This is a genomic window from Propionispora hippei DSM 15287 (assembly GCF_900141835.1).
Taxonomy (GTDB): Bacteria; Bacillota; Negativicutes; order Propionisporales; family Propionisporaceae; genus Propionispora; species Propionispora hippei.
Map to the genome: position 1 here is coordinate 1 of NZ_FQZD01000046.1, position 25603 is coordinate 25603.

The following is a 25603-nucleotide window of genomic DNA, read 5'->3' on the forward strand; positions in this document are numbered from 1 at the left end:
AATGCGATTGAGAATTTCAATCGTCAGCTGCGCAAAGTGACTAAGGCAAAATCCGTATTTCCTACTGATGACAGCTTGTTAAAAATGTTGTACCTGGCTATGATTGATATTACTAAAAAGTGGACGGGGCGACGTAAAGACTGGGGACAAATCCATTCCCAATTAGAAATATTCTTTGCCGACCGGCTGGACTAGCTTGACAGCCGGGCTAGTTTTCGTATAATGCTAACAGAGGGGCAATCAGCCTATCTGACTGTTTTGCCCTCTTAAAAAATATTGCTCTTTTTTATGCTATTTGGAGTTTACACAAAATCAGGGATACACCCGCAAAAACGGCTATCTGATAGACGCGGACAGTTTTGTCACTCATACCTGAGAAACAAAGTTACCGGTCATCAATTGGCATTGCCAATTACAATCCCAATGACCAACGCCGCTATTTCACGCAATGCTTGTTCATGACGTTCTTTTTCCCGTTCCTGACGCGCATGCCATTCTCTTTCACTTTCATGGTCGCGCCGTCTCATTTCTCTCTCATGCCGCCTGTTTTCCTCACGTACTCTCCGATCATGTTCACGCTGCCGTTCTCTATCGTAATCATATCGGTGATCCATCTGAATGGTCTGCGGCTGCCAGTTGCCGGCAGGCAGCGGCGATGCTTCCGTAACTGCAACACCAAAACCAATTTGCATAACACCGACCAGTGAGTAAATGACAGTCTTTTTTACCATGCTATTCATGTGAAATCCCTCCCATATCTTGCTTAAGAAAATACTACCATGTAAATGTTACAATTTTTTGACAAAGCGATCCCGGTGTAAATATTTATATCAGAATCAATAAAGTCAAAAACCCGGCAACTAAAGGCATCAATAAAAGGAAGGATTGTTTTTGAGCATTAAATTTTGGACTATCGCCTAGTTTTACAGGCCAATTGGACTTAGCAGGAAATCAAAACCGCCCGCCGGCAGACAGGTAGCTAAAATCATACGATTGTCACCTAGATAGAAAAGATTCTTGAGCTTATTCTCGTCGTGGACCCGGATCGGAACACGTATTTACATAAAAAAGGCCTGCACACTGTGCAGACCTTTGATTTTACTGGAGCCGATAATAGGATTCGAACCTACGACCTACTCATTACGAATGAGCCGCTCTACCAGCTGAGCTATACCGGCGTTTTCACGATATTCATTGTACCTTCTATCCTGAAAAAAGTCAACAACCAACCTTTGTTAAAATATCATCGTCGTCCTTTTTAAGATGGAGCAGCGAGGTTGCCTGAACCAAAGCATACGCTTCTATTCCATAATGAAATAAATCCGCCACAATATTACCGTCCAGCTTTTGCTCGGCAACCATGGTTCGCATGATTTTTTCCGCCTGCGCCAGGGACATAGGCGCCCGGTACGGACGATTTTCGGTTAACGCGGTAAATACATCGGCAACGGCGACAATCCGGGAACCCAGCGTCAGGTTAGCCGCACCCAGACGGAACGGATAACCCCGCCCGTCGAGCGTCTCATGGTGATAAGCCGCCCATTGGGCAATGGTCTCAAAACCGTTGATCTGCTCCAGAATACGGTAAGTATAATAAGGATGCTGTTTCACAATAACATATTCCTTGGCGGTAAGCTTACCCGGCTTTTCCAAAATAGCGTTGGGAACGGACAGTTTGCCCAGATCGTGCAGCAGCCCGGCAATGCGCATCGTCTTGATTTCCTGCTCACTGAACCCTCTGATTCGGGACAAAATGGAACACACTTCCGTTACCGTCCGGGAATGTGTGGCGGTAAAGCTGCTGGTAGCATCAATAATCGTGGCAAAAATCTCCGCAATGTCGATAATATCATCCACGGTAAATCGCATCCAGGTATAGTCATCCACATTACGAAAAAAATTTTGATAATAGGAAGGATTGACTAAGTCCAGCCAGAAGCTCTCCTGCCGTGACAACTCTTCCAGAGCCCGGACCAGCGCCGGATCAAACCAGCTCCCGCTCAACTGACGGATTTTCGTTAGGATAGCCGTCCGCTGTTCCAGAATATTACGGTCATCCCTGATGAGCACTTCCACCCGGTCAGCCAAATGAATCAGCCTGGCAGCCAGCGGAATACTTTCTCCTTTAACACGATCATACCTCGGTCCATTCCACAAGTCATGGTGATGACGGATCGGCTCCGCCAGCATGCCAAGCTGGGTCGAATCCTTAAGCAGCTGGTAGCCTGCCTCCGCATGAGCCTGCAGGTTATGACCGGCTTGCGGATTGACCAACTGCAGCCGTTCTTCCCAGTTGGAAGCCGCACCGATATCATGCAGCAAAGCCGCATATACCACAACCTGCCGCTGCTGGTCATCTACTCCGATATGCGAGGCAAGCCGTTCGCTGATGACAGCCGTTCGCCAGTGGTGTTTCGACAGCCCAATACCTTGGGATAACTCCAGGGCCATTGACAGGGCCCGCAAAAGATTGATCGGGTTAATGTGAAATATCATAATCCATTCTCCAAACGTGTGACCTGCTACTACAGTCTTTTCTATACTTGGATTATACTTGGAAACGTTTACTAGGTCAATTGATCGCCCACTTTTTAACGTCCCCGTTTTCCGGTCAGATGCTCCACCTGTATTTTATAAACAGTCGTGTGCCGCTGGCTGCGGGCAATATACTCCCGACCCTCCTGCCAAAACTCAGCAGAGTATTTTTTTATCAGCAGTTCCAGGGCCTTTTCTTTTTCGGCCCCCTCATTTACCGGCAGGACTTTCCCAAAGGCGATGGCACTGTCGTACTCGGTATCAAACTTTTCCGGCAGCAGCCGGGTATAGCCTACCACCGAAAAACATACCTTAGACTCATAGTTCATGTTGTCCACTTTGTTCCCGGCCAGTGCCGAGTGAAAATAAATAGCCTGTCCGGCTTCATCATAGGCATAGTTCAGCGGGGTGGTATAGGGATAGCCGTTATCTCCCAAAGTGGCCAGTGTCCCATACTCCCCGTGAGCCATAATTTTATTTGTTTCCGGCTCACTTAACTGCTTTTCTTTTCTTCTCATCGGTTTAAACATGGTTAGTACCTCTCCCGCTGCGACGCAGCTTCTTTTTGTTAAAAAAATTTTCCGTTCTCTGTATAACCGGTATGCTCTCAGGTAATACTAGTAGAGCATAGTTATTCTTCTCCCACTATACAAGGTCAGCTGTTACCCACGGCTGGCCTTGTTTTTTTTGCCGGTTACCGCTCTGGCTGTTTCAGCACTGGACGGGCCTTGCTGGTACGGCCGGTTACTGCAGTCCGCGGCCTGATTGCCGTATCGGCCAGTTTGCCGCGCAGCAGCTTTTTAGCTGCCATTTCAATGTTCAAAATCTTTTCCAGACGGGGAATCAGGGCGGCTTCGCCCGGCGTAACCAGCGACAGAACTGTTCCGCTTTTGCCGGCCCGGCCCGTCCTGCCGGCCCGGTGCAGATACAGCTTGGGATCTTCCGGAAATTCCAGGTTGAATACATGAGTAACGTCAGGAATATCCAGGCCCCGCGCCGCTAAATCGGAAACCACTAATAGCTTTACCCGGCCGCTGCGAAAATCGTCCATCGCCTTTTTTCGCTCATTTTTCAGCGAACTGCCATGCAATCCGGCTACCGCTATATCGTGATAGGCCAACTTTTCTGTCACATTCAGGATGTTATCGCTTCTATTTATGAACACAAGGCCCTTCTGCACCGCCAGATGACCGGTTAGTTTGCGCAGCAATTCAATTTTATCCCGTTGTTCCGCGACAACATACAAATGAGTAATGCCTGCCGGAATCTTTATGTCATCACCCAGCTCGACCCAGATCGCCGCCTGAGTCAGTCCCTGCACTTGTTCCCGTACGGCGGGCGTGAAGGTAGCCGAAAACAGCAGCAGCTGACGATCGCGCTGTGTCGTTTTAATGACGGCCTTGACGCTGTCACGGTTATTGTCGTCCAACAACCGGTCCGCTTCGTCCAGTACGATAGTTTTCACCGTCTGGGCCGACAGTTTCCTTTTTTGAATCAATTCCAGTAGCCGGCCGCTTGATCCCACCAAAATGTGCGGTTTTTCTTTCAATTTATCAATTTGGCGGGAAATATTCACATTACCGATCATCGGTGCCGCCGTTGCGGGTAAACCGGATCTTTGAATCAGTTCTTCCAGTTGACGCTGGATCTGAATGACCAGTTCATGGGTAGGCGCCAACACGATAGCCTGCGTCTCCCGGCGGCCGGTGTCGATTTTCTGCAGCAGTGGCAGCAGGTAGGCTAAGGTTTTGCCTGTCCCGGTCGCCGACTGTCCCACTACGTCTTTACCGGTCAGAGCCAACGGAATGACTTGCTGCTGCACCGGGGTTGGCGTCTCAATCCGGCTGTCCTGCAGCGCCTGGGCCAATTCTTTGCTAAGCCCGAGTTTGATAAACGGTTCGCTCATTCTATTCTTCTCTCCTGTATATTCACATTCTCCGGGAAGCAAGTACTTCCTATTTTCCGGCCGGTTTTCGCGGCGCTTGCTTATTAGTAAAAAACTTTGTACTTTTGATAGCGTTCTTCAAATTTTTATAGCTGCTTTTATCCGATATTTTTCCCAACATCCTCACCTGCCTATGTAAAGTATCCCCTGCCGGAACAGATTCATCCGGTTCTTTAATCATTTCACCCTCTTTTACATTCCACATGACCGGCCTATCTTCCTTGTCCCGCCGCCGCAATAGCACAAACAGCAAAGCTCCCTGCCGGCGCATTACCAGTCCGGGAGGGAGCTTAGAGGCTCACTGATTTATTCATATTGCCAGCCCAGTGGCTGGCTCATTAAATCAACGGTTCCCTATTAACGTTTACCGTGTTCAAACGGTTCACCCGAGGCCCGCGGCGGCTGTGATGAGCGGGAGAACAGCACCAGTACCAGCAGGGTAATCACATAGGGAAACACTTTTAAGATAACACCCGGTATTTTCGCAAGCACCGGCGTCGCCTGCGCTACATTGGCAATGGTGCTGGCAAACCCAAAAAATGCCGTTGCTCCCAGGATACCCAGCGGCTTCCACTGTCCGAAAATCAGCGCGGCCAAAGCCAGGAAGCCCAGCCCGAACACCGTTCCGTTAAACTCGCCGGAATAGGTAGTCAGGATAATGGCGCCGCCCAAGCCGGATAAGGCGCCGGAAATCGCCACCGCCAGATAGCGTATCCGGTAGACATTGATACCGGCAGCATCGGCCGCATGAGGATGCTCGCCGCAAGCTCTGAGCCGCAGGCCGAACACCGTCTTGTACAAAACATAATAGGAAATCAGCAGGATGAACAGCACCAGCCAGGTGGTCGGATAGGTATTGGTAAAAAACAGTTTGCCCACAACCGGCAGATCGCTGAGCCCCGGCACGGAGAAGCGGGTAAAGCTGGCAACCTGAATATTGCCGCTGCCTGTAAGATTGCGGGCGATAAATACCGTCAAAGCCCCGGCAATCATATTGATCGCCGTGCCGCTAATAACCTGGTTGGCGTTCAGACTGATGCTGGCAAAGGCATGGAGCAGCGAAAACAGTGCGCCCGCCACCGTAGCCGCCAGCAGACCCAGCCAAAGCGCCTCGCTGGGCATGCTGCCCTGCAGGGTGGCAATGGTCAACGCCCCGGCAAAAGAGCCAACCACCATCAGCCCTTCCAGACCGATATTCACCACGCCGCTCCGTTCCGAATATAGGCCGCCGAGAGCCGTAACCAGCAGCGGAATCATATAGGCTACCGCATACGGTGCAATTTGCTGAAGAATCACCCACATGTTACGCGCCCTCCTTGCTTTGTTGTTTGCGCCACAGCCGGTCCAGGAACTTCTCAATCAGCACGCTGGTGGCGGCAAAGTAGATGATAGTGGCAATGATGGTATCGGCAATTTCCGGCGGAATGCTGGTCATGGCATTCATGAACCCCTTGCCCGAATACAGCGTTCCAAAGAAGAGGGCCGCCGCCAGCACGCCCCAGGGTGAATTAGCCCCCAGTAGTGCCACGGCAATACCGTCAATTCCCTGGGACGGCAAAATGCCGATCTGAATATTGGTGGCATAGCCACAGTATAAGGTCATGCCGCCCAGACCGGCCAACGCACCGGCCAGCATCATCGACACCACAATGCTCCGGCCGGCATGAATTCCGGCATACTCGGCAGCAAAACGGTTGAAGCCCACGGCTTTCAGTTCAAAGCCGAGTGTTGTCCGCTGCAGCAAAAAAGCGCAAAGCACAACAGCCGCCAAGGCTAGTAGCAGACCGATATTAATATAAGACCCGTCAAACATCTGGGACAGCCAAGGCGTCCTGAGCGATGCCTCCAGCGGAATATTGCGTGATTCCGTTTCAAAAGAACCTTTAAAGTAAAGGGGCACAAAGTAATACACCAGCCAATACGCAATCCAGTTAAACATAATCGTGGAAACCACTTCATGCACATTAAAGCGGGCCTTGAACCAGCCCGGCAAAGCCGCCCACAAAGCCCCGGCCAGCATAGCCACCAGGGCCATAACCAAAAGCAGGACCGGTTTGTCCAGCGGCAAGGTCAGCCCCACTGCCGTGGCACAAAAGCCGCCAAACAGCATCTGGCCGGCCGCTCCGATATTAAATAACCCGGTTTTAAAGGCGAAGGCGACCGACAAGCCGGTAAAAATTAGCGGCGTCGCCGTTGCCAGTGTATTGCCCACCCGTTCAAGGCTCATCAGACCGCCCCGGAACAAAAACTTATAGCCCGTCAGCGGGTCATGGCCGGCAAACAGCATAAACAGCGCTCCGGCAATGAGGCCCAGCAAAATAGTTGCCAACAGCGTGATCACTTCTTTTTGCTTATGAAAATTCATGCTTCCTGCCCCTCCTTACCGACCCCGGCCATCATCAGCCCGATTTTGATTTCATTGGTTTCCGCTGCACTTACTGTACCAATCAGCTCGCCATGGCTAATGACGGCAATCCGGTCGGACAGATTCAGGATTTCATCAAGCTCCAATGATACCAGCAGCACCGCAAATCCCGCATCCCGTTGCGCTACCAGCCGTTTATGGATGTATTCAATCGAACCGACATCGAGCCCCCGGGTTGGCTGAACAGCGATCAGCACGCGGGGATTCAGGCTGATTTCCCGCCCGATAATCGCTTTTTGCTGGTTGCCGCCTGACAGCGAGCGGGCGGCTGTCACGGTGCCCTGAGCCGATCGCACGTCAAAATGCCGCATAACCTCTTGTGCATACTGCCGGATGGCCGGGCGGTTGAGCAGTCGCCGTTTGGCAAAGGGCTTGCGGCCGTAAATTTCCAGGATGATATTATCTTCCAGACTATAGTCCAGCACCAGCCCCCGTTTTTGCCGGTCCTCCGGCACATGGGCCAAGCCGGCATCAATCCGCTGGCGGACCGACAAATGGGTAATCTCCTGCCCGTCAAGCCAGATATGCCCCGCTTCGGCCTTGCGGAGTCCGGTGATCGCCTCAACCAGCTCGGTCTGACCATTGCCGTCAACCCCGGCGACACCAACGATTTCCCCGGCGTGGACGGACAGGGAAAACTCTTTCAGCGCTGCTAACCTGGCATGGTTTAACACGGTTAGGTCCTCCACCTTGAGCAGCACCTCACCGGGACGGTATTCGCCCTTCGGAACGGTAAAGGAAACCTGACGCCCCACCATCATTTCCGCCATTTTCTGTTCGCTGGTGGTTGCCACATCGACAACTCCGACATACTTGCCCCGGCGGATGACGGTACAGCGGTCGGCTACGGCTTTAATTTCTTTGAGTTTATGAGTGATCAAAATAATCGACTTGCCCTCGGCCACCAGGTTTTTCATAATTTTCATCAGCTCGGTTATTTCCTGGGGAGTAAGCACGGCTGTCGGTTCGTCAAAAATCAGCACTTCGGCATTGCGGTAAAGCATTTTTAAAATTTCCACCCGCTGCTGCATCCCAACCGAAACGTCTTCGATCTTAGCATCCGGATCAACGTTCAACCCGTAATGCCGGGAAAGGTCCCGAATCCGCGCGGACGCCGCCTTGGTATGAACAGTGCCAAACCGCTGCGGTTCCAACCCCAGAATGATATTTTCCGTGACCGTAAAGTTATGGACCAGCTTGAAATGCTGATGCACCATACCGATGCCCAGTTCGTTGGCCACATTAGGATTGGTGATCTTCACCTCCTGGCCTCGAATGAAGATTTTACCGCTATCCGGCTGGTAGAGGCCAAAGAGAATGCTCATCAGTGTTGATTTTCCGGCACCGTTTTCCCCCAGTAGAGCATGAATTTCACCGGGACGGACGGTCAGCGTGATATTATCATTGGCTACAATTCCCACAAATTCTTTACGTATGTCCCGCATTTCTACGACATACTCCATCGCTTTGCCCCCTATAACTCATAATTGCTATGTCCGGTTTCAATAAAAACAGGCCCGGACAGAAGAGCCGCTCACAGCAAGCTGCGTTCTCTCCGGTTCGGACCTGTTCTACGCTGAATCAGTCTTTCATTGGCTATAGATCGTTTATTTAACGAATCAGGCCGTCTCCCTTATCGGCTACAGTGATTTTACCGTTTTGAATATCGGCAAATACCTCTTTCACCTTGCTGATGACATCCTCTTTCAGATTGGGATTAGTAGCCGGAATCCCGACCCCGTTGTTTTTCGCATTGAAGGTCAGCGTCTTGCCGCCAGGGAAAGTGCCTTCCTTCAGATTTTTCACCATGTCATAGGAAGCCTGGTCTACGCATTTTACCGCCGAAGTCAGGATGACCGATTTGGTTTTATCGGTATCGTAATAGCCCTGAGCATACTGATCGACGTCAACGCCGATTACCCATACCGGATGACCTGCTTTGGTCCGGGCCACCGCTTCATTGATAACACCGACGCCTACGCCGCCGGCTGCGGCAAAGATCACATTGACACCCTTATCATACATTTGCGCCGCCAACTGCTGGCCGGCTGCCACGTCATTAAACGTACCCTGGTAAATTACATTTTCCGCTTTCAGCGTGATCTTGGTGCCCAGCTTGGCGTTCGCATAAGCGACACCCTGCTGGAAGCCCCAGTTAAACCGCTGGACTGCCGGGATTTCCATCCCGCCGATAAAGCCGAACTCACCGGTTTTGATCTGCAGCGCCGCGGCAACACCGGCCACAAAGCCGGCTTCATGTTCGGCAAAATTGATGGACACCGTGTTGGGTCCCACTTTTACCTTGGAATAATCATTGCCCGGATGGGGCACACCGTCCAGTAAGACAAATTTAGTATCCGCATATTTTTCCTGAGCCGTGAAGATGGAGTTTTCAAACTTAAAGCCGGGAGTTATGATCAGGCTATAGCCGGCATCGTGCAGATTGGCAATTTCCTTGTCATAATCGGCTTCCGTAGTGCCGTTGGGACGCAGATACTTCGGCGTAAAGCCAAAATCCTTACCCGCCTTTACGATACCTTCCCAGGTTCCCTGATTGAAGGACTTGTCATCGATGGTTCCGGCATCGGTTACCATCCCTACCATTAAATTGCCTGCCGCAGGAGCTTTCGTGTCCTGCTTGCCGGAACAGCCGGCGAACACAACCGTCAGGGCCAGCATGAGAATTACCAAAAGCAAGCCTTTCTTACTCATCGCTTCTCCTCCTATTGGATTAAATTCGTCTCTATTACTTATCATTGTATGATCAAGCCCGTCGCAAAAAAAGGACACATGTCCACTTTGCAAAAAGATTTATCCGTTTACCGTTCTACTTATTCTGCGAAATCAGGATGCGCACCGCCTCAACCGCCACCTCAATGGCCGCCTGCGTGTCATGGACAGGTTCATTAGACAGACCGGCTTTCTCCCGTTCCTGGTTCCAAACCACCGATAGTACGCAGCCCGCCCGGGCCCGTAATACGCCGGCCACCGTATAAAGTGCGGCCGATTCCATTTCCGAAGCCAGACAGCCGGCCTTAATCCAGGCATCCCATTTATTGAGCAGTTCAGCCCCGACCGGCATCCGGCCGGGATTATGCTGTCCGTAAAAAGAATCCTTGCATTGAACCACCCCGGTATGAAAGGGTTTGTTCAACTGCCGGGCCGCGGCAACCAGTGCGCAGGTTACATCAAAATCAGCGACGGCGGGATATTCAATAGGCACGTATTCCTTCGAGGTTCCTTCCATACGGATGGCCGCCGTAGCCACCACCACATCGCCGCTCATCACCTGGTGCTGCATGCCGCCGCAGGTGCCAATGCGGATAAAATTCCGTACCCCCGTCATATATAATTCTTCCACAGCGATGGCGGCCGACGGACCGCCAATGCCGGTCGAAGTAACCAGCACCCGTTCCCCCGCCAGCGTTCCGGCATAGGTTTTATACTCCCGCCGGTTGGCGACAAACTGAGGGTTTTCCAAAAGCTGCGCGATTTTTTCCACCCGCCCCGGATCGCCGGGCAAAATAGCATACTTAGCCCCTTGTTCCGGTGTTAGCCCAATATGATACAGCTCGCTCATCGTAGTATCTCCGCCTTTTCCCGATATTAATATGCGCTGCTGCCGGCAGCACCGTTCATAATCGCCACTCCGGCACTGGTACCCAGCCGGTCGGCGCCTGCCTCCAGCATAGCCAGGGCGCTTTCGTAACTGCTGACCCCGCCGGACGCCTTAACCTGAAGCTTGTCTCCCGCGCACTCTCTTAACAGACGGACATCCTCCACCGTTGCCCCGCCCCCGGCAAAGCCGGTAGACGTTTTGACAAAATCCGCCCCGGCCGCCAGAATGGCTGAACAAGCGCGGCGTTTTTCCGCTTCGGTTAGCAGACAGGTTTCAATAATTACCTTAACTATCGCCCGACCGGCCACCGCCTGCACCACAGCGGCAATATCCGCCTCCACATAGTCCCAGTCGCCGTCCTTTACGGCGCCGATATTAATCACCATATCGACTTCGCCGGCGCCATTCTCCACGGCATCCAACGCCTCCGCCGCCTTTATCCTCGTCGTAGAGGCCCCCAGGGGAAAACCGATGACCGTACAAACCAGCACGGAGCTGCCACTCAGGAGCTTGGCTGCTTCCTGCACCCGGCAAGGATTGATACAGACTGATTTAAAGCCGTACGTCCTGGCTTCCTGGCACAATACGGTAAGCTGCTCCCGGCTGGCCTGCGGTTTTAACAAGGTATGATCAATGCGCTTGGCAATCGATTCCACAATATCTCCTCCAATATGATAAATTCGTAGGCACACCGTTCTTATTCGCCCGCTTTATGAACAGCGGCAGACCGGAATACGGCAGGCAGGATCTCCTTAAAGGAATAGACGGTATATTCATCCCGGCAATTGCCGCAAATCAGTATAAATTCTGAGTCTACAAATTCACTTAAGAATTGCAGGCATAAACCGCACGGAATACCCGGCTCCTCGCCGGATACGGAAACGGCGATTTTGACAAACTTTTGCCGGCCTTCACTGACGGCTTTTACCACGGCCGTCCGCTCAGCGCAAATAGTACCGCCGTAGGAAATATTCTCCACATTGCAGCCGGTATACACCGTACCGTCCTCGCAGAGCAGTGCCGCGCCCACCTGATAGCCCGAATAAGGAGAATAGGCAAATGCCCGGGCCGCAACGGCCTGCCGCAATAAATCCCTGTCTTGCATCTCCTTCACCTCCCTCTTTTCATTGTTCCATAAATAGGAGCTTTTAATAAAATTTTATTATGGAAGGCCAAATAATGATAGGACACATGTCTCTCTGTGTGGAAAAAGAAATACATACATTTTTTCTGCGATGAAGGAGGACTGCCCATGCCGGCACCGAACGATCCCCTGTCTCAGTATGAATTGGACCTGCCTGCCCCGATTAAACAATTGCTGCAGAATATGCTCAAGGTTTGCGGCGATGCCGCCGTCTGGGTGACACTGCGGAAGAATACCCCCATTGTTAAGGCTCACGATCCCAGTACGCTGGTCTATCTGGTAGTCAGTGGCAGTATGGAGGCCCTGGCCGAATTTCCCTCAGGCATCCATTATTCGTTCAGCAAATTCACCGCTTTTGATATGATCGGCGAGTTGGAGGCCATTACCGGCGATGAGCAGTACGCCATTACCGTAAAGGCCCTGACAACCTGCAAAGCTTTCTGTCTCTCCAAAGAAGCCTTTTTAGACTGGCTGCGCCAATGCCCGGACGCTTCCCTGACCGTTTGCAGTCTGCTGGCCGAAAAGCTATTTTTGCAGCTAAAGGTCAACCGCAGTTTTTTATTTTTAGATTCCATCGAACGCTTTTCCCTGCACCTGATTGCCTGTTACCAACGGCAGCACTTAAATGCCAAGCTTTGTCTGCACTCAACCCGTCAGCAAATCGCCGATGAAATCGGTTTCTGCACTAAAACTGTCAACCGCTGTGTCAAACGGTTGGCTGAGCAGGGGTATATCAGCCTGGAGCACAACAAAATTGTCGTAGACCAGGAACAATACCAGCGGCTGCTCGCTTTGGACATTAAACCGAGCTATTAAGTTACCTCGCGACAAAAAAGAATCCGGCTTCTGCCGGATTCCAAGTTACCCCTATATCGAAAAACATTGCTACAAAATCAGCCTTCCCGGCAGTATTTCACTGTTCACTCACTTTCCATACGCTCCCGGACCGGAAGGCGAAACCTGTGCTCAGAGAAAAACAAGCCGGTCAGCGTAAGTATCATCCCGACAAAGGACATGCCGGTCAGTTGTTCCCGCAGTACCAGGACCGCCGTGGCTGCCGTAATGACCGGCACCAGGTAAATGTAGGCACTGGTTTTAACCGCGCCTAAAACGGTAACCGCAACATTCCAGGTTACAAAGCAGAGCGCCGAGGCGCCCAGGCCAAGAAATAAGAGATTGCTCAAATTAATCGGTTTTAGCATTTGTCCGGGGTCGGGAATAAACCCAAACACCCCTAAGGCGGGCAGCATAAACAATAGTCCGTACAGAAAAATCCGCCGTGTCGTCTGAATGGTATTATACCGGAAGCCGGCTATCTTCATAGTCAAAATGGAATAGGCCGCCCATACGACGGCCGCCAGCACGGCCAGCAAATCGCCTAACGGATTTAGTCCCGGCACGGCATGACCGTTAAAGCCGATAAGAAAAATACCAGTTATGGCCAGGGCAAAGCCAAGAAAAAACTGGAACCTTAACCTTTCGCCGTCTAAAAACAGGTGGGCAAACATGGCCGTGAAAAAAGGCGCCATTGAAAGGATAATCGCCACGTTAGAGGCAAGTGTATAGGTCAGCGCTATGTTTTCCAGCAAAAAGTAAAGGGTAATCCCGCAAAGCCCGGCCGCTGCGAAATACAATTCCCGTATTTTTCCCTGCCAGGGCAGTCTGGACGGATAAGCCAGTGATAAGGCGATAAACCCGATGACAAAGCGCAAAAACAAAATTTCCACCGGCGAGAAAGCCTTCAGCAGGACCTTGGTGGAAATAAAAGTGGTTCCCCAGATAAAAATCGTGAGACAGGCCAAGGCATGTCCGGTAAGCATTAACACATCCGCCTCCTTTCAAGTCTATCAGCGCGGTTCCTCAAAAATTTTTTGATACTGCCGCGGTGTCAGACCAATCAGCTTTTTAAAAAAATGAGTGAAATGGCTTTGATCGGTAAAGCCGGTCTGCAGGCCGGCTTCCAATGGCGTCACTCCCTGTTCTAACAGTTGCTTGGCTCGGGTTACCCGCAGCGTGGCCAAATAGCTATACGGTGAAATCCCCTTTTGCTTCGTAAAGGAACGCAGCAGATAATACTTGCTTACCCCGGCAACCGCGCTTAACTCCCGTAGCGTAATGTTCTTCGTGTAATTATTTTCAAGATACTCGCAAGTCCGCTCGGTTTCCGGACTTGAACCATCGAGACCGGAGACCGCCGTTTGCTCCGTATACTCGGCGATCAATTGCCCCAGCAGCCAAAGAAATCTTTCCTCTTTCCTAAAATCCGGTTCCTTCGCCAGGATCATAGCATGCAACTCCCGCAAAGAAGCAACCAGCTCGCTGTGAAACACCACCGGCTGGGTAAAATAAGGCAGGTATTCCCGTTCCGTTATTTCCAGTGCAGCTTTTCGCATAACCTCGGATTGCACATTGATGCAGCGGTAATCCAGCGGCCGGCCGTCGATCTGTTCACAGGTATGATTGTCACAGGGATTAAACAATAGCAAATCGCCTGGCTCTATGGTGTATTCCTTATTTTTGCACGACAAATAACGCCGCCCATTTTCAATGAAGCCAATGACATAATAATCATGAAAATGATTGGGAAACTTCTGCATGATCCCCTGGAAGCGGTACGCCTCCACTGTTAATTCCGCATCATAAATGACTGTCCTTACCTCGGGCTCCACTGACAATTCCTCCCCCTGTGTTCTCTACTACTATTAACTGTACCATAATTCAGCCGGCCGTTCTTGTATGATATTGCTCTCCGGCCCTGCTTGGCGGTAATTTTTCTGCCTGTTTCATTAATAGTATATGGATAAAACCAAGGGGAACGCCGGCGGCGTTCCCCTTGGTTTTATCCATATACTATAGCTCCATGTTTTACTGCTGACGGGCCGGGGTCGCTTGCACGCCGCCCATCGGAATAGTAACCCGGACAGATGTTGCCTGCCAGACCGAGCCGTTATATTTAAGCACCGTCTCAATATCCGCCAAGCCATCGGCCCGGTAGGCGCCGGAAATGCGCTGCAGCCCTGTCAGCTCATACACCCCGTCGCCGTCAATATCCGACGCCTCCATACGACCATACGGTGCAGGCATCGCCCGGCGGTCCCCAATCAGCGTCCCATCCTCCTTATACAAACCCAGCCGCACATAGTCGGCTTTACGGTCATGGAGATCCAACAACAGGGTCCTGCCATTAAGCCGGTTCTTCAGCTCCACCTTCCAGCCGTCCTGAAAAGTACCGGTCAGATAGGCTGTTTCATTATCCTGTTTGCCAAAGATTTCTTTAGCCTCACCGTTCCGGAAGGTAACAATATTGTGGTAATACCACCCGCCACTACCGCCGGAGGCGATTTCCACGTACACATCGTCGACATGATCACCGGAAAAATCCCCGAGAAACAGCCGGGCATCATAACCGCCCACCTGATCCAGCGGTTTGCGGTAAAGCGAATTGTCCTGACCGTTTTTGACAATAAGGCAAAGATCGGCGGCGTAAATCGAGTCAGCCTTCTCCTTGCGGCCTGCCAGATACACCGTATCGGCAATCCCGTCGCCGGTTACATCACCCTGCTTAACGGTCAACAACGAATAGCCCTCCGGCAGCTCAAGCCCTGCTGTTGCCGTCGAACCGTTGCGGGTAGTACCAATGATTTCTCCCTGTTCATTATAGACAGGCTGGGACACTACGCTTGCATCGGCCGACGACACCAACATCCCCAGCAACCCAATAATAACAGCCAGTGTTTTCTTGTACATGCCATAACTTCCTTCCGTTTATACCAGACTTCAAAAATATAAACGATATTTCCCCTCAAAAAGTAACGCCTGCTGCTCATTCACTGTCAAAAGCCTGGAGGGCAACAGGCAATGCCTGAAGCACTGTATTTCCCGCTGCCGGTAAGCCAACCAGGATGGCACTGATAACTTCCTCCCGGGTAGCCCCCAGCCCCCTGGCATGTTTTACATGAAACGGCAAACCACCCTCCAGGCGCAATGCCGCCAGTACGGCAAGATAAGCCAGTTCCTCGGTTTTGCCGTCCAGTTTGCTGGCCGCACCTAATTTCTGCACGGCTTCCAGCCAGGCTGCCTGATGACCGGGAGCTTCTTTCATAAACACTTGAAACGCATTGCTAACCTGTCCTGCTTCAGCCATTCTACCTGCCTCCTTATCATAAAGCCACTTTTCTTTATCTTACCGTAATTCTGTTATATAATTCCGTTATATAACTATAATTCCTTTCTCATCCTGTCAAAGACAAAGACTTTCCTATTTCACCGTCTGTACTGACGATCTCATGAAAACGCAAGGAGGAAGCTCAGATGAGACCAAAACTAACGATAATTACTCTGGGTGTAAAAGATCTGGCTGCCGCCAGTCAATTTTATCGTGACGGGTTGGGTTGGCCACCGTCTAAAGCCAGCCAAGATCAAATTGTCTTTTTTGACGCAGGCGGCGTAGGCTTGGCTTTATATCCCCGCGACCTGCTGGCCGAAGACGCCACTGTGCCCTCGGCCGGTTCAGGCTTTACCGGCATCACTCTGGCCCATAACACCAAGAGCAAGGAAGAAGTGGACCAGGTGTTAGCCCAGGCCGTCCAGGCCGGTGCTACACTGGTCAAACCCGCCCAGGCGGTATTCTGGGGCGGCTACAGCGGGTACTTTGCCGATCCTGACGGCCACCTGTGGGAGGTGGCCTGGAATCCCTTTATCGAATTCGATGAGAACGATGCTTTAATCTTCCCTTAAACTTAAAGCACTCGAATACCGGTAAACCGTTTTTATGTGTTCATGTTCACTCCCAGTCGAGTAGAGGCGGAACTCACATTCCAGCCCCCTCACAGAACCGGACTTGCCCTATTAAGGCATCCGGCTCTTCATAGCAGCATTTACTTACGTCTAGCCATAAATATTCACATAGATTCTCGCTTTTGCTAGCGGGAATCTATCTGTTAGTTTTGCAAATCTTTCCCACGTCAGGCTCTTCTTTTGACTTCTGCGATTGAGTATTTCAAACAATTTACGCCGTACACGGTATCCAAATGTATGGATTCCATTACTGTTGTCGGTTATCCCATAGTAGCAAAAGTGCCCAACCAGCTTGGCATTTATCTGTTTGATCAGGGTTCCTAGCTCTGTGTGCATGTTTTGATAGAGCCATTCAGCAAAGTGTTTTAGCTTCGTTTTAAATTTCTTCCGGCTGGTTTTCCTTTTGACTCGGAAATTTCCGTTCTTGTTTTGGCTGCAGTAATGGGTACAGCCGAGAAAGTCGAATGTCCCTGGCTTTCCTTCTCCTCTTTTGTTCCGCCTTTCCACGGCGAAACGTCCGAATTCGATGATTTTTGTTTTCTCCTCTGCTATCTCCAGGTTGAATTTTCTTAATCGTTCTATTAACTTACCATAGAAGATTTCCGCATCGTCTTGGTATTGAAAGAAGCATACAAAGTCATCACAATACCGGATTATGTAGGCTTCGCCTCTGCATTCCCGCTTTATCTTTACCGTAAACCATAGGTCCAGTACATAGTGCAGGTATACATTTGCCAGCGTAGGGGAGATGATTCCTCCCTGTGGCGTTCCTGTGTCTGTCTCATATTCTACCCCTGCCTCTATGACTCCGGCTTTTAGGAAGCGTTGGATGAGTCGCAGCAGGTTCGGGTCTTGGATTCGGTCTTCCAGTAACTTCATCATCCACCCATGTTCCACATTGTCAAAGAATCCTTTAATGTCCGCATCTACTACATAGCTGATTTTCTGTCTTTCTAGGATTTTTGAGACTTCCTTCAATGCGTCATGACAGCTTCTTTCTGGCCTGAATCCATAGGAGCAGTCTAGAAATTCCTGTTCGTAGATGACCGTCAGGATTTCATTAAGTGCTTTCTGTACCAGTTTGTCCTCATAGGCCGGTATTCCTAGCGGTCTTTTCTTCTTATCAGCTTTGGGGATGTAGACTCTCTTTACGGGTTGCGGTTTATAGGCTTGCCGCTTCATTCTTGCTAACAATTCGGTAATGTTTTCTTCTAGCTTTTCACCATATTCGTCTTTTGTTACAGCGTCAACCCCAACTGCTTTGTCTGCTGACAGTGCTCTATGGGCCGCTTTCAGGCTTTCTTCATCCATGGCATGGATTAGGGTTTGCAGTTTAATTTTCGGTCTTTGTTTGGCTAACTCAGCTATCCTTGTCAGTTTTGTTCTCAATGGTTTCTCTGCCTCCAGGGCAGCATTGTTTCTCTTTCTAAGGGCTCTACTATGTTACGGCCTTCCCTCTGCAGGCATTGCCCTGCTTCATTGGTACTATTACGTAATCCGACTCCCTGCCTCTTATTTGGCTTCCTCGTCTTCAACTTGTCGGCCATACTCCTTTGGGAGAGTGGCAGGGTCTCCCAAGTTCACACGGAGTAATGGTGTGTAGCATGCCAAGACCTTCGATCCCGGGGCGCCAGACTTAACTCGCCTTTTTTTTTCGCTAAGTCTAGTATTGTCTTCTGCTCGTCCCATACATCGACCTTTCCCATTAGGAATTTCGGGATTCTACATCTTCAGCTTCCGCTTTCGGCCTACTACCTTTCCTACCTACGCTTAGACCTGGTGTTACCACTTCAGTCCCAAGGCTGGATACAGAGTGGCTGGCTAGGCCTTCTCTGGCGGGATTTCCACCCGCTTTACTCCGTACGCTTCTTGGCGCACGGGACGTTTCTATCGAATCGACATTGCCATGCAACAACCGCCTTCCCCGGTTACACAATTAACTCCACACTCACTTCATCTTGACATTCATACCAACACCTTAAAAAGCATATTCTGTATTCACTGCCTCAGGAAACAGGTGCTGTATGGTTTTACTCTCATCCGGTTACAATATCCTCAGTATTGATCAAGGCGCACCAAACGATTGGTGGCTGTTCTCTCTCAAATGAATTTCCAAATAAGAGGAATTTTTATTGGAAAGTTTTTATAAATGACTTGACATCCATAGTGCTTTGTAAGATAATTTATATCAACAGATAATTATTATTATCTAGCTGAGAAAATAAATTACATAAAATTTTAGGAGGTCATGTATTATGTCGTTAATTGGAACTGAAGTAAAACCCTTTAAAGCACAGGCTTATCACAACGGAAAGTTTATCGAAGTCACGGAAGCCGATTTCAAAGGTAAATGGAGCGTTGTCTGCTTCTATCCGGCAGACTTTACTTTTGTCTGCCCGACAGAATTGGAAGACCTGCAAAATCAATATGAAACGCTAAAAGAGCTGGGTGTAGAAGTATATTCGGTTTCTACCGATACCCACTTTACCCATAAAGCATGGCATGACACCTCGGACACCATCCGGAAAATTACCTATATCATGATTGGTGACCCGTCCCATACGATATCCAGAAACTTCGAAGTACTTATTGAAAACGACGGTGTTGCCGATCGCGGCACCTTCATCATTGATCCTGACGGTGTCGTGCAAGCCGTGGAAATTAATGCCGGCGGCATCGGCCGTGACGCCAGTGCTTTGATCAATAAAATCAAAGCGGCCCAGTATATTAGAAAAAATCCAAAAGAAGTTTGCCCGGCCAGATGGAAAGAAGGCGGCGCAACGCTCAGACCCAGCCTGGATTTGGTAGGAAAGATTTAAGGAGTGTCGACCATGCTACTGGAGTCTGATATTAAAGCCCAATTATCTGAGTACCTTCAATTAATGGAGAACGATATACTGATTAAAGTGAGTGCAGGGTCCGATACGGTATCGAAAGATATGCTGGCTCTGGTAGACGAATTGGCTTCTTTATCTTCCAAGATCAAAGTGGAACACGTTGATCTGCCGCGAACGCCCAGCTTCAGTATCAATCGTGTCGGCGAAAACACCGGAATTATTTTTGCCGGCATCCCGCTAGGCCATGAATTCACCTCGCTGGTATTGGCTCTTTTGCAGACCAGCGGCCGAGCGCCGAAAGTGGATGGGAAGCTCATTGAGCAGATCAAACAAATCAAAGGCCATTACCGGTTTGAAACCTACATCAGTTTAAGTTGCCATATTTGCCCGGAGATTGTGCAAGCTCTTAATCTTATGAGCGTGCTCAATCCCGGCATCACCCATACAATGATTGACGGGGCTGCCTTTCGCGACGAAGTGGAAAGCAAAAACATCATGGCCGTACCTACCGTTCATCTAAATGGTGAATTTTTCAGCAGCGGTCAGATGACCTTGGAAGAATTTGTTGAGAAACTTGATACCACGCCCGACGCTGCCAAGTTTACCGACAAAGAGCCGTTCGATGTACTAGTAGTTGGCGGTGGCCCGGCCGGTGTCAGCGCGGCTATTTATGCCGCCCGCAAGGGTATTCGCACCGGTTTAGTAGCTGATCGCTTCGGCGGTCAGATCAAGGATACGCTCGGCATTGAGAATTTTATCGGTACCAAATATACCGAGGGGCCGAAACTCTCCTCCAACTTTGAAGAGCATGTAAAGGCCTACGATATTGATGTCATGAAAGCCCAGCGCGCAAAGAGCCTGACCAAAAAGGATTTCATCGAAATCGAACTGGAAAGCGGCGGGATATTGAAGGGTAAAACCGTGGTTCTCGCTACAGGCGCTCGCTGGCGTAGTATTGGCGTGCCCGGTGAAACCGAGTTTAGAAATAAAGGCATTGCCTACTGCCCGCACTGCGACGGCCCTGTATTTAAGGGAAAACGAATTGCCGTGATCGGCGGCGGTAACTCGGGCATTGAAGCTGCCATTGACCTGGCAGGCATTGTGGAACATGTCACCGTTCTTGAGTTCCTGCCCGAGTTAAAAGCGGACGGCGTATTGCAAAAACGGCTCTACTCTCTGCCTAACGTGACTGTTTTAAAAAACGTTCAGACCAAGGAAATTACCGGTACCGATAAAGTAAACGGAATTACCTATCTGGACCGCGCCACAGAAAAAACACATCATATTGAACTGGAAGGTGTGTTTATCCTGATCGGTCTGGTACCCAATACGAATTGGTTAGGTGAATCGGTCGAACGCAACCGTTGTGGCGAAATTGTCGTTGACAATCACGGTGCTACAAACACTCCCGGGGTGTTTGCTGCCGGCGATTGCACGACCAGCCCGTACAAACAAATTATTATCTCCATGGGGTCCGGCGCTACTGCCGCCCTCAGCGCTTTCGATTACTTAATCCGCAATTAACGGATAAAAGAGGTCTGCCTTAATAACCCAAGGCAGACCTCTTTTGTTTTCCGGTAAGCGCAGGAGAATGGCGTTAATTTTCTATCTAGCAAAGCTGTGTGCAGTAATTATTCTTCTCCAGCAGCTTTTTGACAGTGTAAATATGCTCTTCATCGGCTGTCTCGATTTCCACTTCCACTTGCGCAAAGCCGATTAACACATCCCGTTTATCCCGCTTATGATTGATGGTAAGAATGTTGACACCGGTGCTGGAGATTAGCTGCAACAGTTTCCACAAATGGCCCGGTTTATCGGGGATGATAGTATCAAGGTATACCTTACGACCGCTTTTTACCAGCCCCTGATCCACAATACGGGACAGAATGTTTACATCAATATTACCGCCGCTTACCACAGCGGCAATTTTTTTGTTTTGATAGTGGGAAAGCCGGTTAAAAACGGCTGCCACCGAAACTGCCCCCGCTCCTTCGGAAACGGTTTTTACCTTTTCCAATAAAAATAAAATCGTACTGGATATTTCGTCTTCATCCACCGTTACAATCTCATCCACATATTGCTGCACCATATCAAAAGTCAGTTGGCCGGGAGTTTTGACAGCAATTCCGTCGGCAATAGTCGCCGAGCCGTGAACAGTCACGATTTTTTGTTGACCCATGGATTCAAACATGGACGGCATATTCCGGGTCTGGACGCCGACTACCTTGATGGCAGGGTTACTCTGTTTTATCGCGGCGGCGACACCAGCAATCAGTCCCCCGCCCCCAATAGGCACTACCACAACCTCCACATCAGGCAAAGCCTCCAGTATCTCCAACCCGATCGTCCCTTGCCCGGCAATCACCAGCGGATCGTCAAAAGGGTGAATAAAGGTGGCCTTTGTCTCCTGCTGAATTTTCAGAGCTGCTTCAAAAGAATCATCGTATACTTCCCCCTCCAGGATGACGTTGGCCCCCAGTTGACGGGTAGCCTTTATCTTAGACAAGGGCGCATATCTAGGCATCACAATCGTGGCACTAATCCCATAGGCTTTAGCTGCCAGCGCAACCCCTTGTGCATGATTACCCGCCGAGGCCGCAATAACCCCTTTTTCTTTTTCCGCATCAGTCAAATTGGCAATCCGGTTATAGGCTCCCCGGACCTTAAATGACCCCGTCCGCTGCAAGTTCTCCATCTTGAGAAAAATCCGGTTACCCGTCGTCTCATCCAATAGGTTATCCGTCATCAAGCCCGTCTTATGAATTATATTGTCTAGAACGCCCCGGGCTTTTATTATATCTGCCAGTGTGATCATGCTGTACTTCCTTCTTTCATGGGAATATAGTAATTTTTCATTCGCCATAGATAAGAAGAATTCCCCTTTCCATAGCAAAAAGCCTTCCAGCAATCTGCTGAAAGGCTTTTATTTTCCTGGAGCGGGCAACGAGATTCGAACTCGCGACCCACGGCTTGGGAAGCCGGTACTCTACCACTGAGCTACGCCCGCATAATATAGAAATTACGAGGTTTGAACAAGATACAACCTCTTTTGTATACCATCAGGTATACCCCCAACGCAATTTATTATACCCTATCAAGCTACAAAATACAAGACACTGCCCTATCATTACCAGCAAGTTATACAAAGGCAACCATATTTTTCGTTTGCTTTGCCTGATATAAAGCCTTATCTGCCTGTCTAATCAGGTAGTCCTGTTCCACACTGTCACACAAACTGACCGCTCCAATACTAACCGTCAATTTTAAAATTACAGGCGAAGAATTAAAATCAAAACCTGCCACGTTCTGCCTAAGCCGTTCGGCAATCCCTGAGGCCTCATCTCGGTCTGTAACGGGAAGAACAACGGCAAATTCCTCGCCACCCCAACGGACAACGCAATCGGTCTTTCTAATACTTTTTTGAAGAATTGCCCCAATCTGTCTTAATACTATGTCGCCAACTAAATGCCCGTAGGTGTCATTAACCTGCTTAAACTCATCAATGTCTACCATAAGCAAGGAAATGGAGGTTTTCTTAGCTCTCACTTCCAACAACACCTTCTTCAGAAAGAGTACAAGAAAACTTCGGTTATATAGTCCTGTCAATTCATCCTTAAAGATGTTTCGGATATATAAACCACACCTAAAACCGAAGAAAGCGTCAATAATTCCAACTACTAACCAGACTATTGCGACTGAAAAGTACTGTTGAGCAAAATATCCTATTAAGTGTAACAGCAATACATTAGCAAAAATAATAAATGGTGCCTTGGTTGCAAATGAAATGTCCAATATATTATTCCTCCGATTGTAGCTACCTCAGATCCGCCCGTCACGAGTTTTTATATACCCGCTAAGAGTTAGCAAATAATTTGTTTCGCAGCCATCCTATTGGCATTATCTACGCGCCTATTCATCGGCGATGCATATCTGCTAAAGGCTATTCGAGAGAATTCTTCTGTTTACCTGCAGAACTTGTTCTAAAAAATAAGCTGCCGGAGGCTCCGGCAGCTTGTCTATTGGCAAGTCTTTTATATCTTAAACTGAGTTGCGATTTGCTTGAGTTCACCAGCCATCGTGGACAGCGCGCCCGCACTGGAATTGATCTCATGCATGCTGGCGTTTTGCTCCTCGGCAGAGGCCGCCACCATCTGCGCACTGGAAGAAGTCTCTTCAGCGATAGCACTGATATTCTGTACCCCGGCGACCATGCCTTCCGTTCCCTGCGCCATCTCTTTGACCGATGCTGCAATCTGGGATATTCCTTCCTTAACACTCATCAGTTTTTCATTAATCGCCACAAAGCCCTGTTGGGTATTATAGACTGTTTCCGATCCCTTCTTCACTTCTTCGCTGGCATTGCCGACGCTTTGTACGGCATGCTCGATTTCATTGCCCATTTTCTCAATAATTTCTTCAATATTCTGCGTAGCTCCGGCACTTTGTTCCGCCAGCTTCCGCACTTCTTCGGCCACCACGGCAAAGCCGCGGCCTGCCTCACCGGCCCGCGCCGCTTCAATGGCGGCATTTAAGGCTAACAGGTTAGTCTGTCCGGCAATTCCGTTGATCAGGGCCACAATGCCTTTGATGTCGTTTGACCCCTGGGCCAAGCTGGCCGTTACCGAATCGATATCCGCCATCGCCTGACTGACTGTTTCATTCTGACTGACAACTTCCTGCAGCAGTTTCATCCCCGCTTCAGCCTCAGCCACCGCCGTCTGCGTATTATAGTCCAGTTCACCGGCACCGGCACTAACCTGTTCGGCTCCGGCCGAAATTTGCTCCAGAGTCGCCGAAATGTCATTGATGCTGTTGGCATTTTGTACCGAACCGGTCGCAATGTCCTGAATGCTTTGGGCCACCGAGTCTACCGACTTGATTTGCTCATCTACCGTAGCGCTCAGTTGCTGGCTGGAAGAGGCTAGCAAAGAGCTGCTGGTTTGAATTCTTTGAGTAAATTCCTTTAAGGTATGGCGCATTTTTATAATAACCAGTCCCATGTCGCCAATTTCATCATTGCGGGTTGGCTGTAAGTCGGGTTGGGTAAGATCCAACTCACCAATTTGAGCCAGCGACTGGCTGACATTTTTGAGCCGTCCCGCCAGGTTCCGTCCATACCAGCTAACTAAAGCAACCGCAAGCAGCAAAATACAGAGACTGCCAACGACCAGCTTAACCATCATACCTTGGTTACCGCTGATCATGCCCTGCCCCTTGTCATTAAGATATTTCTCCTGAATAGTCGACACAACGATAAATTGATCATCAATTTGCTTTACCAAATTCCGCCCCTCAGTTGTATACTGAGTCAGTAACGGATCATTGGCTTTTTTGGCAGCAATCACTTTGTCACCTATAGCCACATAGGCTTCAACTAAATTCTTAAGCTTACCGCCTTCTTCCTTGCTGTCATTCATGGTAGAATCCTGGTTATATCTTTCAACAGCTTCCAAGCTCTTTTTCAGATTGTTGCGATACCCTTGCTCATAGGTAGCACTCCCGTCAGGATAAAATAAAAAACCGCGCATATCCAGCAAGGCTCTGGTAAAGTCGGTATGTGCGTCCTTTAAAGTTATTGCCCGGGTAACGGTATGGTTAATGATACTCTCTGCGGTGCTGTTATTATCGGCTAATTGATACAATGACATCCCCACTAACGATGTCAATAAAACAATAGTTATACTGAACATGATTCCCAACTGGAGGCCCATAGGCAACCTCCTCATTCTCATACCTGTCACTCCTCCTTTTGTAAAATATCCTAAGTAATAATCCTTCAATAAAATTCTTTTAAAAACTCGGATTCCCTTCAAAATATTATCTTAACTAGCAATTTCTTGCAGAAATCAAGCGCCTCCAATTCCTTTAAAACGCAAAAAAACACATACTAAAAAGTATGCGTTATCCTCTACACAATATGGTGCCTCAGGACAGAATCGAACTGTCGACACGAGGATTTTCAGTCCTCTGCTCTACCGACTGAGCTACCGAGGCAAAAATAAAATGGCGACCCGGAAGGGACTTGAACCCTCGATCTCCGCCGTGACAGGGCGGCATGTTAACCACTACACCACCGGGCCGTACTTAAGACCGGACTAGCCGGCCGGATATATGATTGGTGGGCGATGACAGGATCGAACTGCCGACATCCTGCTTGTAAGGCAGGCGCTCTCCCAGCTGAGCTAATCGCCCGTAATATGGTGACCCGTGGGGGAATCGAACCCCCGATACCGCCGTGAAAGGGCGGTGTCTTAACCGCTTGACCAACGGGCCACAATGGTGATCCACCCGCGACTCGAAC

26 protein-coding genes and 6 tRNA genes are annotated in these 25603 nt (G+C 49.7%); 5 read left to right on the forward strand and 27 right to left on the reverse strand.

From position 1 onward, the window contains the following. Nucleotides 1–195, forward strand: a 195-nt coding sequence (locus F3H20_RS17465; RefSeq protein ID WP_149736145.1) for a transposase, incomplete at its 5' end; no start/stop codon positions are given. Nucleotides 196–395: 200 nt separating this feature from the next. Here F3H20_RS17465 and F3H20_RS17470 read toward each other — a convergent pair. From F3H20_RS17470 to F3H20_RS17530, 13 genes are all read right to left on the reverse strand, one after another. Continuing rightward, nucleotides 396–740, reverse strand: a complete 345-nt coding sequence (locus F3H20_RS17470; protein ID WP_149736146.1) for a hypothetical protein — start codon at nt 738–740, stop codon at nt 396–398. 362 nt (nt 741–1102) lie between these two features. Next, nucleotides 1103–1178 (reverse strand) — tRNA-Thr (locus F3H20_RS17475). 40 nt (nt 1179–1218) lie between these two features. After that, entirely contained in the window at nt 1219–2496 is a 1278-nt protein-coding gene (locus F3H20_RS17480) for an HD domain-containing phosphohydrolase (protein WP_149736147.1), read from the reverse strand. 95 nt (nt 2497–2591) lie between these two features. Next, nucleotides 2592–3065: a pyridoxamine 5'-phosphate oxidase family protein gene (locus tag F3H20_RS17485; RefSeq protein WP_149736148.1), complete on the reverse strand. Its 474-nt coding sequence runs from the start codon at nt 3063–3065 to the stop codon at nt 2592–2594. Between the two features lie 164 nt (nt 3066–3229). Then, nucleotides 3230–4441 carry a DEAD/DEAH box helicase gene (locus F3H20_RS17490; RefSeq protein WP_149736149.1) on the reverse strand — a complete coding sequence of 404 codons (1212 nt, stop codon included), beginning with the start codon at nt 4439–4441 and terminating at the stop codon, nt 3230–3232. A gap of 49 nt (nt 4442–4490) precedes the next feature. Continuing rightward, the gene (locus F3H20_RS17495; protein WP_149736150.1) at nt 4491–4733 is read right to left on the reverse strand and encodes a hypothetical protein; all 243 of its coding nucleotides are present in this window, start codon (nt 4731–4733) and stop codon (nt 4491–4493) included. Between the two features lie 104 nt (nt 4734–4837). Next, entirely contained in the window at nt 4838–5782 is a 945-nt protein-coding gene (locus F3H20_RS17500; protein ID WP_149736151.1) for an ABC transporter permease, read from the reverse strand. A 1-nt stretch (nt 5783) separates the two neighbouring features. Further along, nucleotides 5784–6845, reverse strand: coding sequence for an ABC transporter permease (locus F3H20_RS17505; protein ID WP_149736152.1), 1062 nt, complete (start codon nt 6843–6845; stop codon nt 5784–5786). Then, nucleotides 6842–8368 carry an ABC transporter ATP-binding protein gene (locus tag F3H20_RS17510; protein ID WP_149736153.1) on the reverse strand — a complete coding sequence of 509 codons (1527 nt, stop codon included), beginning with the start codon at nt 8366–8368 and terminating at the stop codon, nt 6842–6844. The genes F3H20_RS17505 and F3H20_RS17510 overlap by 4 nt, the downstream gene beginning before the upstream one ends. A 148-nt stretch (nt 8369–8516) precedes the next feature. Continuing rightward, nucleotides 8517–9617: a BMP family lipoprotein gene (locus tag F3H20_RS17515; protein ID WP_149736154.1), complete on the reverse strand. Its 1101-nt coding sequence runs from the start codon at nt 9615–9617 to the stop codon at nt 8517–8519. 115 nt (nt 9618–9732) lie between these two features. Then, the gene (gene udp, locus F3H20_RS17520) at nt 9733–10485 is read right to left on the reverse strand and encodes a uridine phosphorylase (protein ID WP_149736155.1); all 753 of its coding nucleotides are present in this window, start codon (nt 10483–10485) and stop codon (nt 9733–9735) included. Between the two features lie 26 nt (nt 10486–10511). Beyond that, nucleotides 10512–11180 (reverse strand): deoxyribose-phosphate aldolase, encoded by a 669-nt coding sequence (gene deoC, locus F3H20_RS17525; RefSeq protein ID WP_223191828.1) that lies wholly within the window; start codon nt 11178–11180, stop codon nt 10512–10514. 41 nt (nt 11181–11221) lie between these two features. Continuing rightward, nucleotides 11222–11638: a cytidine deaminase gene (locus F3H20_RS17530; RefSeq protein ID WP_188128401.1), complete on the reverse strand. Its 417-nt coding sequence runs from the start codon at nt 11636–11638 to the stop codon at nt 11222–11224. Between the two features lie 138 nt (nt 11639–11776). On the opposite strand from F3H20_RS17530, the gene F3H20_RS17535 reads away from it, so the two are divergent. Beyond that, nucleotides 11777–12484: a Crp/Fnr family transcriptional regulator gene (locus F3H20_RS17535; RefSeq protein ID WP_149736157.1), complete on the forward strand. Its 708-nt coding sequence runs from the start codon at nt 11777–11779 to the stop codon at nt 12482–12484. A 104-nt stretch (nt 12485–12588) separates the two neighbouring features. Here F3H20_RS17535 and F3H20_RS17540 read toward each other — a convergent pair whose 3' ends face one another. The 5 genes from F3H20_RS17540 to F3H20_RS17555 form a co-directional block, all read right to left on the reverse strand. After that, nucleotides 12589–13488 (reverse strand): DMT family transporter, encoded by a 900-nt coding sequence (locus F3H20_RS17540; RefSeq protein ID WP_149736169.1) that lies wholly within the window; start codon nt 13486–13488, stop codon nt 12589–12591. A 27-nt stretch (nt 13489–13515) separates the two neighbouring features. Then, nucleotides 13516–14337, reverse strand: coding sequence for an AraC family ligand binding domain-containing protein (locus F3H20_RS17545; RefSeq protein WP_149736158.1), 822 nt, complete (start codon nt 14335–14337; stop codon nt 13516–13518). A 49-nt stretch (nt 14338–14386) separates the two neighbouring features. Next, nucleotides 14387–14515: a hypothetical protein gene (locus F3H20_RS20300; protein ID WP_262501630.1), complete on the reverse strand. Its 129-nt coding sequence runs from the start codon at nt 14513–14515 to the stop codon at nt 14387–14389. Between the two features lie 18 nt (nt 14516–14533). Next, nucleotides 14534–15415: a hypothetical protein gene (locus F3H20_RS17550; RefSeq protein ID WP_149736159.1), complete on the reverse strand. Its 882-nt coding sequence runs from the start codon at nt 15413–15415 to the stop codon at nt 14534–14536. 76 nt (nt 15416–15491) lie between these two features. After that, entirely contained in the window at nt 15492–15812 is a 321-nt protein-coding gene (locus F3H20_RS17555; RefSeq protein WP_149736160.1) for a carboxymuconolactone decarboxylase family protein, read from the reverse strand. Between the two features lie 167 nt (nt 15813–15979). Here F3H20_RS17555 and F3H20_RS17560 point away from each other — a divergent pair, with 167 nt between their 5' ends. Continuing rightward, nucleotides 15980–16405 carry a VOC family protein gene (locus F3H20_RS17560; RefSeq protein ID WP_149736161.1) on the forward strand — a complete coding sequence of 142 codons (426 nt, stop codon included), beginning with the start codon at nt 15980–15982 and terminating at the stop codon, nt 16403–16405. A gap of 150 nt (nt 16406–16555) precedes the next feature. On the opposite strand, the gene ltrA is transcribed toward F3H20_RS17560, so the two are convergent. Next, nucleotides 16556–17854, reverse strand: coding sequence for a group II intron reverse transcriptase/maturase (gene ltrA, locus F3H20_RS17565; RefSeq protein ID WP_149736162.1), 1299 nt, complete (start codon nt 17852–17854; stop codon nt 16556–16558). A gap of 866 nt (nt 17855–18720) precedes the next feature. Here ltrA and ahpC point away from each other — a divergent pair. Then, nucleotides 18721–19284: an alkyl hydroperoxide reductase subunit C gene (ahpC, locus tag F3H20_RS17570; protein ID WP_149736163.1), complete on the forward strand. Its 564-nt coding sequence runs from the start codon at nt 18721–18723 to the stop codon at nt 19282–19284. A gap of 12 nt (nt 19285–19296) precedes the next feature. Then, a complete protein-coding gene (ahpF, locus tag F3H20_RS17575) occupies nt 19297–20826 on the forward strand; it encodes an alkyl hydroperoxide reductase subunit F (RefSeq protein WP_149736164.1) in 1530 nt (509 codons plus the stop codon). Nucleotides 20827–20911: 85 nt separating this feature from the next. Here the strand turns inward: ahpF and ilvA are convergent, their stop codons facing one another. From ilvA to F3H20_RS17615, 8 genes are all read right to left on the reverse strand, one after another. Then, nucleotides 20912–22117 (reverse strand): threonine ammonia-lyase, encoded by a 1206-nt coding sequence (gene ilvA, locus F3H20_RS17580; RefSeq protein WP_149736165.1) that lies wholly within the window; start codon nt 22115–22117, stop codon nt 20912–20914. Between the two features lie 117 nt (nt 22118–22234). Next, nucleotides 22235–22309 (reverse strand) — tRNA-Gly (locus F3H20_RS17585). Between the two features lie 131 nt (nt 22310–22440). Next, complete coding sequence (locus F3H20_RS17590; RefSeq protein ID WP_188128402.1) at nt 22441–23094, reverse strand: GGDEF domain-containing protein; 654 nt, start codon at nt 23092–23094, stop codon at nt 22441–22443. 239 nt (nt 23095–23333) lie between these two features. Further along, complete coding sequence (locus tag F3H20_RS17595; RefSeq protein ID WP_149736167.1) at nt 23334–25034, reverse strand: methyl-accepting chemotaxis protein; 1701 nt, start codon at nt 25032–25034, stop codon at nt 23334–23336. A 186-nt stretch (nt 25035–25220) separates the two neighbouring features. Beyond that, nucleotides 25221–25296, reverse strand: a tRNA-Phe gene (locus F3H20_RS17600). 10 nt (nt 25297–25306) lie between these two features. Continuing rightward, nucleotides 25307–25382, reverse strand: a tRNA-Asp gene (locus F3H20_RS17605). Nucleotides 25383–25418: 36 nt separating this feature from the next. Continuing rightward, nucleotides 25419–25494, reverse strand: a tRNA-Val gene (locus F3H20_RS17610). Nucleotides 25495–25500: 6 nt separating this feature from the next. After that, nucleotides 25501–25575 (reverse strand) — tRNA-Glu (locus tag F3H20_RS17615). Nucleotides 25576–25603 lie beyond the last annotated feature (28 nt).